Here is a 10,808-nt window from a genome sequence, read left to right on the forward strand (position 1 = left end):
AAATAAACCAATTAAGGAGTGTTTTTCTGATGACGATTTTAAAAGCTGGTGCAGACGCTGGGAACAACGGATTAAAACTTTGGGTTAAAGACACAGACCCTATAACAATTCCTACTGTTTTTTCTTATTACATGGGCGAAACAACTGAATTAATGGACATGGATGATATTGCAGCTAGTGACTTATTAGAAAATATTGATGTAACTATCAATTCTAAAGCTCTAACAAGGAATGGAGAAAGATATATAATAGGAGAAAAAGTTTTAAAAGATAACCTTACACCAAATGAATTAGAAAAAAAGTCCGATAAATCTAAAGATGAAATTCCTGTTATTGTGACACTTTCTGGGCTCGCCATCGATGCAATCAAAAAGAATTACGGGCAAGATAATATTGAAGTTTCTTATGATCTATCTGTTGCCTTACCTGTAAATACAATCACACAAGAAAGTGCCAAAAATAACGCTACTCGTTTTATGGGTACACACGAAATTATCTTCCATCATCCATCAGGAAGGAATGTTTATGTCACTTTAAAAATCGAATACTGCAAATGCTTACCTGAAGGCGCAGCCGCAGCTTGGGGTGTAGTCTTTGATGAAAACGGAAAAGTTACAGAAAGAAAAATAGAAATTGGCGATAAAATTATGAAAGTAGATTTCACCAATAAAACCCTCTTGCATTTTGATATTGGTGCTGGCACAACTGAAATCGTTGTGACAGAAGGCGTTAAATATAACCCTAAACTTTCAGAAGGGTTGAATTTCGGGGTTAAATCTACTATTAATGAAATTATCAAGCGTTGGAATCGTAATAATCCTAGAAAATCCATTGATAGCATGGCAGAATTTAACGAAATCTACTTTGACCCTGAACATCCTCGTCATAATGATCTAGTTGCAGAATCCAAAACAGGGTTGTTACAACTATCAACACAAATTAGCAGCTCGATAATAAATAAGATTGACGATTTAAAGGATGACCCTTTTGTGTTTATCTATGGCGGTGGAGCAGCAATACTTAAACCTTACTTGCAGCCAATTCTAAAATCCAAGGATCGTATGACTAACGTTACATTCTTAAAAGACCCTATGTTTGTAAATGCGCGCGGCTTACTCGTATATACATGCTCACCAAGGTACGAACAACAGAAAGAAAGAGAATTAGGTGTAACTGCAAGTGGCACGCACTCGAAATAAGGTATATAAGCAAGGAGATCGGATAAACATTTATTTAAGCCGCGATATTACACCTGAATTTGTAGAATGGATTAACAAACAATCCGACCTATCTAACTTCTTCTTATATGCAGCTCAACAACTTTACAACCAAACAGGCTTTGTAGATGTTGCAGAAGTAATGCCAAGAAAGATTAATTTTGATCTTTCATCAACTAATGGAAAGCAACCTATATATCAACCAGAAATACAAAAAGAGGAACAACCAGAGAAAGAAGTAATTACAAAAGAGACAGCAAAAACAATAGAACCAAGAGAAAAGGAAGAGAGCTCTAACTCTGCATGGTCGAGTCTCGATGATTTCGACGACCCTTTTGCTTAATTTTACAGTTAGATAATAACATAAAATAAAGGAGATAAAATGGGGACTTTAGAAATCTATAAAAATGATGAAGGTATTGTTATAGAGCAAATTAACGAACTAAACAATAATATCAAAAGAATTTTTGAAACGAAGCAAGAAATGCTTAAACACCTAGATTCGCTCAAACAAACAAAAGAACTGGATGCCTTTGAATTAAAAGTATCGGAAGAATTTTGGGCTGATGTAATTAATCGATTAAATAAATAAGCGTCATATTTTAGAAACTAAAGCACAAGACCACCTTAAGGTGGTTTTTTGTTTTAACACGTGCTGCCATTGACCAGAAAAAGGAGCTTTCTTTCCAGCTCCTTTTTTATTCCTCGTAATTTTATTTTCTGCTACGATCACCCTCATTGTGCTACTCCTTTATTTCTCATTTTTCTTATAGCTGATTTAATTCCTGTTATCGCTTCAAATAATAAATAAGGGGCAATTAACCAGCCAATTATAAGAGCGAGAAAAAACTTAAATCCCTTTCGTATTGCTAAAAAAAATAAATCGAAGAATATATCAGAACGCACTCGATATATTTCGCGAATAATGAGCTGCGTATCTGTCGGTCTATTTTTATAACGGTTAATCATTGACCAACCAGCTGGAACAGCACAAATGAAATAAACAGATAGTAGGTCGAATGACTGGAAGAAAGGATTCAAAACAAGATATAAAAATAACCCTATCAACAATGGAAAAAGACTATTCATTGGATGCATACAGTTCCCTCCCTTCTAATCCTATACTCAAGCATTTTCTTGTACCGATGATTCTTTAATTTTCATCTTCTTTTCGTTAGATTGATTTATACGATCCAGATAAATATAAATGAATTTTTCAGTAACCTTACTAGGGAAGTAACCTATACGCTCCTTAATAATATTTTCAATCACCCATACTTTTCGAGTTGCTTCTTCATAATCACTATAAGAAGCAGCGTTATATTCCTGCATTTCATTCCCTTGTTCGGTTGCCCTATGAACGTTTATACGTAAATTATATACATCAGAACGGTGTTTTCTGGCATAACGCAATAAGAATAACAATTCAATGGTTTCTTTCTCCATAAGGGTTTTAGTATCCTTGAAAATTTCCACTTCTGCAGGAATTGAATCTATGGTGTTTGACATGCGATTGCCATTTTTTGATATTTGATAATCCTTTAATTCCATTTCACAGAAAGGACAGTATTTAGAACTTAATTCAGTGGCACAATAAGCACAAGTTAGCATTTTTTACCCTCCATAAAGGGGAGAGAAAACCTCTCCCTTAGTCTCTTTCTTCCAACTCTTCATTGCATTCCATACATTTTAGGGATACATCAGGCTTAGTAGAACGAACAATTAAATCACAACCAGGGCAAACCCATTTATAAGATTTTTTCCTCTCTTTCTCTTGGCCATCTTCTTCTTGATTAGTTTCATCATTACTAAGATGTAATTGCATTCCCCTTCGAGCGATTGAAAAAGCGCTTTTATCAATATCAAGAGAGGATATTTTCTGCTTTGTTTCCTCTGTTAACTTAGGGTTATACCACCCATATTTCTTATCTGGCTTATCTTTCTCAAAGTAAAACCCTCGTTTTTCTGCTTCGGCTTTAAACTTTTTATTATGGTAGTTTCCACCTCGACTGCAATCCTGAATATCATGAGTGATATTGTACAGGTGCACCATTTCGTGAAGTAATGTATCCATGGTTTCAAAAAAGTCTAAATCCAAAAATTCCGCAGCTATATTTATTTCATACAGTTTGATTTTTCCGTCACGATCACCCCAAACCTCTTTTGTTGTACACCAGCCCATAGATTTGCGTTTACCACTGGTTTGAATCGTAATGGCGAGGTTGGGCAATTCATCATTGAAGAACGTTATATTTAATAACTCAAACGCCTTATGTAATTCGTCAGTAGCCACTTTTATGCTGGACATTTAAGTGAGCCCTCCTTTTTTGAATATTAATATTCAATTACCTTAACTATATTATAACATAAAATTCTGACAATTGGTATTGTTTTGATGCTTATTATGTGCTAAAATAGCACTAAAGAGATACAGAAAAGGAAGGTGATTTGTAGTATGCTTTTCAGCAAAAAGAAAAAAATAGTTTCATTAGAAAAGCAGAATGAACGTTTATTAAATGAAATTAAAAATTTAGAGGAAAATGAAATTGCGTTAAAAAATTACATAGAACAGTTAAAAGAAAAAGTAAATGATCTTTTATGGGAACAGGCACATCAAGAGGGGTTATTTGACGAACCAGAAGAGCCAGATTATAGTGAAGCTTGCAGTTGCGGTGGTACATTCACACCCATGTACGATGAACATCCTAATTGGATAAAATTTTGTTCCACTTGTGATAGCAGATTTGAAAATTATGATGCTTCTCCTATTAAAGAACCTGTTTGAAATAGATATTAAAAAGGAGTTTTACTTATGAAAAGATTACCCATCAACATGCCAGATGCGCTTAAAGAGGACTTTGAAAAGATGTCAGAGGAGGTAGGGTTATCACAAAATCAATTAGCCGTAATGGCGTTGCATAGCCTTGTAGCAAACTACGAATCAAAAGGGGCTTTTATATTCGCGGATTTATTAAATCCTGAACACAGAACGAATAAAAAATGAGGGAAATTTCAAATGGAATACGCCCTTATAAACACCATGACAGTATGGTGTTAGGTAACATTTTCTGTACAATCCCTTAGCGTATGTTTTGAACTTTTAGTTGGAAGGGGGATGGTTTTACACGAAAGTAAAAGTAGCAATAAATATCGTTGCAAGAAAAAACCCCTTAAGTGTAAAGGGTTATCAAACGCATTTTAATTAACGGAAATTTCCACTCTTACTGAACTATCAGAATATCGAACATTTCCAATTCGAACATATACTTCTGCTTTACCATTAGTTCCATCAGCTACTGCTCTTGTTGGAAAAGTAACACATTTATTAGGATTACTATTCACACTAATAGCACCTAATTTTGTTAAACCTGCACCAATACCGTCATCCTCATAAGCATCTATTGCATAAGTATTAGCAGAGTTATTAACTCCACTTATACACGCTGTAACATATCCACTAGGAGTCTGAAAGGTTTTAGAGGGCTTCCAAATCAAAGGTGTCAGTGACAAATTATCATATCCTATGTATGCTGCGCCTGCTTGAGTAGGGATTAACACGATTGCTAGAAATCCCATAATAATAAAGCGTGTTAACTTTTTCATTTAATTTCCCCCTTAATATTAATTTAAAAGTATAACAATACCTAAGTTTTAAAATGTTTTAAAGTTCTATCACCACGCTCTCTTTTTTATAAGGATTTTATGATTAAATCAAAATTCTGAGATGTTAATGATAGATTGCTAAATTAAAAATTCGTTATTAAGTTTGTAATTCCTTTAAAAAATGGAAAAAAATAAAAGTAATTAGATAAAAATTACCTATTTTTATTTAGTATAAATATTACGTTTTTTATAGATATTACAAAATGGAGGTGTGTAAACATGAAAAAAATAATTATAAGTTCACTTTTAGCAATTTTGTTGTGTATATCTTCATTTTCGGCTATTACAAACGCAGGAAATACTCAAACAATAGAATTTCCACCATCAGCTAAAGAAAATAATCAATTATTTGGATACTTTATGCTTGACCTTTACCACAAAGAGATATTAAACCATGTTCAAAGGTATTATAAGGATAAAAACGTTCAAGGTTATGGAATGCCTGAAAACGATCATTCTGTCTTTATACGTACAACAAGAAATCTAGATGAAGATTTAGAAAACCAATTTAGTTATTTATTAAAAGTTACATTGCTTCCTTCTTATCAAAATGGAACCGTTGTTGGTAAAGATACACTATATTTTGCTGTTGAACCATCGGTGTTAAATACAACCAAAGTTCCTGATGGTACAAATAAAATAAAGTTAATAAAGTATGAACATGAAGAAGTTCAAAACATACGATAGCGGTCACATTACTAAATACAGGGGTAGCGTCAGGAAAATGCGGATTTACAACGTTAAGGATATTGAAACCATATAATAAAGCCTAATCTCTCAGTGATTTATATGAGAAATTAGGCTTTATTTATCTTATTGACAATCTTTTTAGGTTGAAGAATGATTAAATGAGTGTAAGAAGTGATCCACCAATTGCGCCTGTTACTACAATGATCCAAGGAGGTAGTTTCCAATACACCAACATACTAAATAAAACTGCTGCAAATGCAAAATCAATTGGTTCTAGTATAGAACTGGTCCAAATTGGTTGATAGAATGCTGAAATCAATATTCCTACAACTGCTGCGTTAACTCCCATTAATGCCCCTTTAATCTTTGGATTACGTCGAAGGCTATCCCAGAATGGTAAGGTACCTAAAATTAACAAGAATGCCGGTAAGAAAATAGCAATTGTCGCAATTAATCCTCCAGTCCAACCATTCATAACAGCACCTAAATAGGCGGCAAATGTAAACAATGGACCTGGAACTGCTTGCGCTGCACCATATCCTGCAAGAAATGATTCTTCACTTAAAAAACCTGTTGGGACAAATTCACGCTCAAGTAATGGTAATACAACGTGACCTCCACCAAAAACAAGTGAACCTGATCGATAAAAACTATCAAACATGGCAATCCAATTTAAAGAAGTAACTTCTCTTAGAATAGGTAAAAGAACAAGTAATCCGAAAAATAATGTTAAACAAACGATGGCAAATCTTCGTGAAATAGGGACGTGTATTCTAGAGTCTTCATTCTCGGTTTGCTGTTTGTAGAGAAGAAAACCTATAAATGCTGATAACAAAATAATCCCTACCTGTGTGAAGGCGGTTTGCCATAATAAAGTAACTACTAAAGCTAATAAGGCAATGGCTTTTCGTTTTAAATCAGGCGTTAACTTCTGTGCCATCCCCAAAATAGCATGTGCAACAACAGCTACTGCTACTACTTTCAAACCATGAATCCAGCCGGCATCACCTACATCAAGACCTTGAAGAATTAAAGCGAAAATAATAAGTGCAATTACTGAAGGAAGTGTAAATCCAAGAAAGGAAACAATCCCTCCTAAAACACCTGCACGCATAACTCCAATCCCGATTCCTACTTGGCTACTTGCAGGTCCAGGAAGGAATTGACATAAAGCTACTAAATCGGCATAACTTTTTTCATCCATCCATTTTCTTCTACGTATATACTCTTCATGGAAATATCCTAAATGAGCAATTGGTCCACCAAAAGATGTAAACCCCAATCTTGTTGATACGATTAATATTTCTATCAATGATCGAAATGTTGTTTTGGTTTTTTTTGCACTTGCTGCTTGATCATTCATACATATTTCCCCCTTTAAAACGGTACTTTACAAAAGGGTTTCTAGTCCTTAATTTCTTTAAATAATTCGTAAGCTTTTGCTCTGGATTCATTAAGAACCTTAATCCCTTTAGTTGTTGCCCGATAATATTTTCGTATTTTTCCTTCCACGTTTTTCTCTTCTTTTACTAACAATCCATCTGATTCCATAGAGTGTAGGATAGGATATAAGGTTCCAGCACTTATACTATATCCATGCTCTTTTAACTCTTCTAACATCCACAATCCAAAGATAGGATGTTCCTTAGCATGATGCAGTATGTGAATGTGTATAAACCCTAAAAATAATTTTCGAAGAACTTTATCCTCCAATTTTTTCCCTCCAATGTATTAAGAATTTCATTATCGAATATCATTATTGTTATTCAATATCGAAATTCTATAATGATAATACCATATGATTTTATTCAATTCAAAGCATTTACAAAAACTTAATAATCTTATTTAAGTTGAATCATTTCTGCTTAACAGGATTGATCAACGATGTTCTTCAGATAATCTTCTATATAATGAAGCTCTCGATACGTTTGTAATTTCACATATTTGATTAACAGTCATATTGCCTTCCTTATATAACTTTACTGCATAATTCATCCCTGCGTGATTTTTATGGTACTTTTTTAAACGACCTTTAAACTTAATATAGTGTCTGTCAACGGTAAGCGGACCGCAGGGAGCATTAAGGAGTTGATAGACTCACTAGACTCAAACCCTCTTGATGTGTCAAAAGGAAACACCTTTTGACCTGCCTACCGGCGAGGGAGCCCCTCAAGGATTGAGGGGTTGGGGAGTTCGAAATTTAATGGGGTCTGGGGAAGGTTTCCCCAGTGGGTTTGGGCAAAGCCCAAGGTTTGTTCATTTTTTACGTATTTAAAGGTTTTCGGCTCATGGGGTACGACCTGAAAGGTAAAGGAGACAGGAACTTACGGAATGTAGGCGCTAGCCATACATGCCGTTGTTATCGGATCTTTTAGTGCCACAGTGACACGTACAGAATGTTGATTTATGGCTAGCTACACGCTTTTTCGTAGGTGGCCATAAATCTACATGCTGTAGTGCTGCCGCCCGTAGTTTGTATTGTTCAATCAAACTGCTTTATATTGCGAGGTATCTTTTTTTGAAACTTTATAGATATACAACAAAAATGGAGATAATTTTTCATTTTCAGGAAGACTTTTTTTAACCATTAGTATTACTAATTTTGAGAATAAAAGAAATGCAGCGTAACCAATAACAGCGCCTAAAGCGTTTGCCATAATGTCGTTAATATCAATGATTCTATAAGGATAACCGATTAATAAAGAGATGATTAATTGCGTCATTTCTATAGAAAATGAAAAAGTAAGACCAGCAAGGACTATAGTCTTTAAATTCACCACTTTTTTAATGTAAGAAAGACCGAACCCAAAAGGAATGGAAAGCAAGATATTAAGTAGAGTTTGATTTAAATCTTGTTCTTTAAAAGGAATAAAATTTATATTTGAAGAAAATGAACGATTTTCTCTTAAATAATCAACCCATTCAGTACCTATTTCTATAGGGAATATTGTATATTTAGCTACATTCATTATATAGAATGAAAACACCGAGAAGAAAAACAAGTACATATTGGATTTATTCCGTTGTTTCTTTAGATACAATAAAACAAAACCTAGAATAATAAAACAGATAATATAAGTTAGTATGTCGAAATCAATTAACATAAACAGTCTCCTATTCATTTAATTTAAATAGAGAGCAATAGATTAACATTGCTCTCTTTTCATTCCTAGATATTCTCTTTTTAAATAGTTAATCCTTCAATCAGTATGTGCTTTTGATCGAACCAGAACCCTCTAAATCCCAACCGTCATCTTCAGCCTTTTCGAACCTTAGGTAATAATCTCCTTTTGCTTTGTTACTAGCAGATATACTAAAAGATGTTTCTTTGTATAGATTTGCTGGTGGTTTAACATTTTTACTGCCTAATCGTTGTAAATCCACGCATTATCCTGATGCTACCCCATATATGTTGTAACCCAAAAGAAAAAAGTAAAAAAGATCCTTCCGAGTAGAAAGGGATCTTTTTTACTTTTAAAAATTTATATTTATTATTTGTAAACTTTATATGATTTACTTACGTTTACAGAAGATGAACTTATTTTTGTAAGTTTAATTGTGCTAATTACTGTAATATTACGCGTAACTAAGCCAATACCATTATAACCACCTATAGTCATAACATAATCACCTTGTCCATTAATATCATGTCCTACAACATTAGCTGTTTTATCAGTAATTTTTGTCGAACTTACTAAAGTAGTTGGGAACATAGCAGATGATCCAGCTTTAGAAGTAGATGTTGCAGTTAACCCTTTAGAGCTAGCATTATAATAAGTAATTAACACCATATGTGTGTCTGGATATAAAGCATGATAAAAAGCATAATCAACCTTATATGAGCGAGAGCCGAACTTTTCAGTTGCAAATGGTTTAATGATAGATCCAGATGTATCTTGATCAACATTTTCATCTGTGACCGTAACTTCTACAAGAACATCGTTTTCAGTAACTTTAGAAACTGTTTCTTGATATGTTTCAGAATCATTTGTATCTAAACTGATTTCAGAAGAAACTTCTTCGGTTAATTCTTCAAAAGCAGATACAATTTCATCGCCTAATTCATTAAGATAATTAGTTAATATAACTGGATCAGTATTTTCATATAAATATTTTGTTTCTTCTTCTTGTGAAAGCGTAGAATCTTGATCAAAAAACTCAATTTTTTCAACTAATTCTTGTTTGTTCTTAATTTCATAATTTTTATCAATACTAGATGCACTCGTTGTTCCACTAAAACCACTTCCAATAAATATCGTGGAAGCCATCGCCAAAACTGTTATTCTTTTTAAAAAATTCATTCTCTTATCTCCTTAATTTATAATATTTTATTAAACAAATAATTTCAACTATCTGTTCAACAAATGATAACAAATGGAAAAACAACTATTTTTTTGAAGTAATTGTTGTGTTTATATATATTAAAAATATATAATTATGTAATATTTAGGAAAGAAGGTGTAAATAAGATGAAATGGAAATTGAGAATTCCTTTAATTCTTTTTGTTATATCTATAACATCAAGTATTTATCAGACATTAAATAGTTCCTTTACTAGTAATAGTTATTTATTAAATAGTTTTATATATATACTAATCACAGGTGCTATTATTTTCATTCTTGAAAAGACTAGAATCAACGATAAAGAAATTCATATTTCAATAGGAATTATAATTATAATTGTGAGTATTTTCCTTGATTATTATTTCAGGTAATAAAAAGTAATATTTTGGAACATCAACTATAATAGTATATACCTATATAATTGGTAATACAATGATATTATGTAAAATTATTAAAAATATAGTATTTATTTGATTTATTCCTTAATTACTGTATAAAATAAAGAAACTCCTTTTTAAAAAAGGAGTTTCTTTATTTTATACATCCATTTATACATTCTTTAAAACGCACAAATGTTGTTCTATCCCTATTTTGCTCACTGTATATTGTTTGGCCATAGAGAACAAAAAGAAAAAGCCAGTAAGCGCAATACTTCTGACTGCTTCGTAACTACCAATAAGTAATGTTATGTCTACTAGAATGTATGGAGAGTGTATATTTATTTGTCAATACGAACCCTTATTTTATAGACATATAACCCTCTAATTCTTCATATAACAATGCCAATACACCACGACTTAAAACAATCTTCCCATTAGCAAGTTCAACATTGCTATCGCTTATATAGCCCGAAATCATGCAAGCACGAGCATTAGAATACTTACGAAGAATAAT

General features: G+C 32.8%; 16 protein-coding genes and 1 pseudogene. 6 read left to right on the top strand and 11 right to left on the bottom strand.

Going from position 1 to position 10,808, the window contains the following annotated elements; translation table 11 throughout:
* Positions 1-26 precede the first annotated feature (26 nt).
* Genes MKX83_RS24370 through MKX83_RS24380 form a run of 3 tightly spaced genes read left to right on the top strand, consistent with a single transcriptional unit; the run spans position 27 to position 1,809 of the window.
* Positions 27-1,199: a ParM/StbA family protein gene (locus MKX83_RS24370; protein WP_341053033.1), complete on the top strand. Its 1,173-nt coding sequence runs from the start codon at positions 27-29 to the stop codon at positions 1,197-1,199.
* Positions 1,180-1,560: a hypothetical protein gene (locus tag MKX83_RS24375; protein ID WP_341060466.1), complete on the top strand. Its 381-nt coding sequence runs from the start codon at positions 1,180-1,182 to the stop codon at positions 1,558-1,560. The genes MKX83_RS24370 and MKX83_RS24375 overlap by 20 nt, the downstream gene beginning before the upstream one ends.
* A gap of 39 nt (positions 1,561-1,599) precedes the next feature.
* Positions 1,600-1,809, top strand: coding sequence for a hypothetical protein (locus MKX83_RS24380; RefSeq protein WP_341052994.1), 210 nt, complete (start codon positions 1,600-1,602; stop codon positions 1,807-1,809).
* Between the two features lie 143 nt (positions 1,810-1,952).
* On the opposite strand, the gene MKX83_RS24385 is transcribed toward MKX83_RS24380, so the two are convergent.
* Genes MKX83_RS24385 through MKX83_RS24395 form a run of 3 tightly spaced genes read right to left on the bottom strand, consistent with a single transcriptional unit; the run spans position 1,953 to position 3,525 of the window.
* Positions 1,953-2,315 (bottom strand): hypothetical protein, encoded by a 363-nt coding sequence (locus MKX83_RS24385; RefSeq protein ID WP_341060468.1) that lies wholly within the window; start codon positions 2,313-2,315, stop codon positions 1,953-1,955.
* 27 nt (positions 2,316-2,342) lie between these two features.
* Positions 2,343-2,828, bottom strand: coding sequence for a hypothetical protein (locus MKX83_RS24390; RefSeq protein ID WP_095373736.1), 486 nt, complete (start codon positions 2,826-2,828; stop codon positions 2,343-2,345).
* Positions 2,829-2,865: 37 nt separating this feature from the next.
* Positions 2,866-3,525 (bottom strand): SprT-like domain-containing protein, encoded by a 660-nt coding sequence (locus MKX83_RS24395; protein WP_341060471.1) that lies wholly within the window; start codon positions 3,523-3,525, stop codon positions 2,866-2,868.
* Positions 3,526-3,672: 147 nt separating this feature from the next.
* On the opposite strand from MKX83_RS24395, the gene MKX83_RS24400 reads away from it, so the two are divergent.
* Complete coding sequence (locus MKX83_RS24400; RefSeq protein ID WP_341060473.1) at positions 3,673-4,002, top strand: hypothetical protein; 330 nt, start codon at positions 3,673-3,675, stop codon at positions 4,000-4,002.
* 27 nt (positions 4,003-4,029) lie between these two features.
* The gene (locus MKX83_RS24405) at positions 4,030-4,221 is read left to right on the top strand and encodes a hypothetical protein (protein WP_341060474.1); all 192 of its coding nucleotides are present in this window, start codon (positions 4,030-4,032) and stop codon (positions 4,219-4,221) included.
* A gap of 194 nt (positions 4,222-4,415) precedes the next feature.
* On the opposite strand, the gene MKX83_RS24410 is transcribed toward MKX83_RS24405, so the two are convergent.
* On the bottom strand, positions 4,416-4,820 hold the full coding sequence (locus tag MKX83_RS24410; RefSeq protein WP_341060476.1) for a hypothetical protein: 405 nt from the start codon (positions 4,818-4,820) through the stop codon (positions 4,416-4,418).
* Positions 4,821-5,099: 279 nt separating this feature from the next.
* On the opposite strand from MKX83_RS24410, the gene MKX83_RS24415 reads away from it, so the two are divergent.
* The gene (locus MKX83_RS24415) at positions 5,100-5,567 is read left to right on the top strand and encodes a hypothetical protein (protein WP_341060479.1); all 468 of its coding nucleotides are present in this window, start codon (positions 5,100-5,102) and stop codon (positions 5,565-5,567) included.
* Positions 5,568-5,724: 157 nt separating this feature from the next.
* Here MKX83_RS24415 and MKX83_RS24420 read toward each other — a convergent pair whose 3' ends face one another.
* The 7 genes and pseudogenes from MKX83_RS24420 to MKX83_RS24450 form a co-directional block, all read right to left on the bottom strand.
* On the bottom strand, positions 5,725-6,933 hold the full coding sequence (locus tag MKX83_RS24420; protein WP_341060481.1) for a chromate transporter: 1,209 nt from the start codon (positions 6,931-6,933) through the stop codon (positions 5,725-5,727).
* A gap of 41 nt (positions 6,934-6,974) precedes the next feature.
* Positions 6,975-7,283 (bottom strand): PadR family transcriptional regulator, encoded by a 309-nt coding sequence (locus MKX83_RS24425; RefSeq protein WP_341060483.1) that lies wholly within the window; start codon positions 7,281-7,283, stop codon positions 6,975-6,977.
* A gap of 165 nt (positions 7,284-7,448) precedes the next feature.
* Positions 7,449-7,610, bottom strand: a pseudogene (locus MKX83_RS24430) (helix-turn-helix domain-containing protein); the annotation flags it as partial.
* A gap of 446 nt (positions 7,611-8,056) precedes the next feature.
* Entirely contained in the window at positions 8,057-8,692 is a 636-nt protein-coding gene (locus tag MKX83_RS24435; protein ID WP_341060485.1) for a VanZ family protein, read from the bottom strand.
* Positions 8,693-8,774: 82 nt separating this feature from the next.
* Positions 8,775-8,954, bottom strand: coding sequence for a hypothetical protein (locus MKX83_RS24440; protein WP_341060486.1), 180 nt, complete (start codon positions 8,952-8,954; stop codon positions 8,775-8,777).
* A gap of 107 nt (positions 8,955-9,061) precedes the next feature.
* A complete protein-coding gene (locus tag MKX83_RS24445) occupies positions 9,062-9,871 on the bottom strand; it encodes a hypothetical protein (RefSeq protein WP_341060488.1) in 810 nt (269 codons plus the stop codon).
* Between the two features lie 781 nt (positions 9,872-10,652).
* Positions 10,653-10,772 (bottom strand): hypothetical protein, encoded by a 120-nt coding sequence (locus MKX83_RS24450; RefSeq protein WP_341060493.1) that lies wholly within the window; start codon positions 10,770-10,772, stop codon positions 10,653-10,655.
* Between the last annotated feature and the right edge of the window lie 36 nt (positions 10,773-10,808).

Origin of the sequence: Cytobacillus sp. FSL M8-0252 (assembly GCF_038007345.1) — a bacterium.
GTDB lineage: Bacteria > Bacillota > Bacilli > Bacillales > Cytobacillaceae > Cytobacillus > Cytobacillus kochii.

What these genes read in the sequence shown, in the direction of transcription:
- MKX83_RS24380 (WP_341052994.1), top strand. Translation starts at nt 1,600, where the DNA reads ATGGGGACTTTAGAAATCTATAAAAATGATGAAGGTATTGTTATAGAG.
- MKX83_RS24385 (WP_341060468.1), bottom strand. Translation starts at nt 2,315, where the DNA reads ATGCATCCAATGAATAGTCTTTTTCCATTGTTGATAGGGTTATTTTTA.
- MKX83_RS24390 (WP_095373736.1), bottom strand. Translation starts at nt 2,828, where the DNA reads ATGCTAACTTGTGCTTATTGTGCCACTGAATTAAGTTCTAAATACTGT.
- MKX83_RS24395 (WP_341060471.1), bottom strand. Translation starts at nt 3,525, where the DNA reads ATGTCCAGCATAAAAGTGGCTACTGACGAATTACATAAGGCGTTTGAG.
- MKX83_RS24400 (WP_341060473.1), top strand. Translation starts at nt 3,673, where the DNA reads ATGCTTTTCAGCAAAAAGAAAAAAATAGTTTCATTAGAAAAGCAGAAT.
- MKX83_RS24405 (WP_341060474.1), top strand. Translation starts at nt 4,030, where the DNA reads ATGAAAAGATTACCCATCAACATGCCAGATGCGCTTAAAGAGGACTTT.
- MKX83_RS24410 (WP_341060476.1), bottom strand. Translation starts at nt 4,820, where the DNA reads ATGAAAAAGTTAACACGCTTTATTATTATGGGATTTCTAGCAATCGTG.
- MKX83_RS24415 (WP_341060479.1), top strand. Translation starts at nt 5,100, where the DNA reads ATGAAAAAAATAATTATAAGTTCACTTTTAGCAATTTTGTTGTGTATA.
- MKX83_RS24420 (WP_341060481.1), bottom strand. Translation starts at nt 6,933, where the DNA reads ATGAATGATCAAGCAGCAAGTGCAAAAAAAACCAAAACAACATTTCGA.
- MKX83_RS24435 (WP_341060485.1), bottom strand. Translation starts at nt 8,692, where the DNA reads ATGAATAGGAGACTGTTTATGTTAATTGATTTCGACATACTAACTTAT.
- MKX83_RS24445 (WP_341060488.1), bottom strand. Translation starts at nt 9,871, where the DNA reads ATGAATTTTTTAAAAAGAATAACAGTTTTGGCGATGGCTTCCACGATA.
- MKX83_RS24450 (WP_341060493.1), bottom strand. Translation starts at nt 10,772, where the DNA reads ATGATTTCGGGCTATATAAGCGATAGCAATGTTGAACTTGCTAATGGG.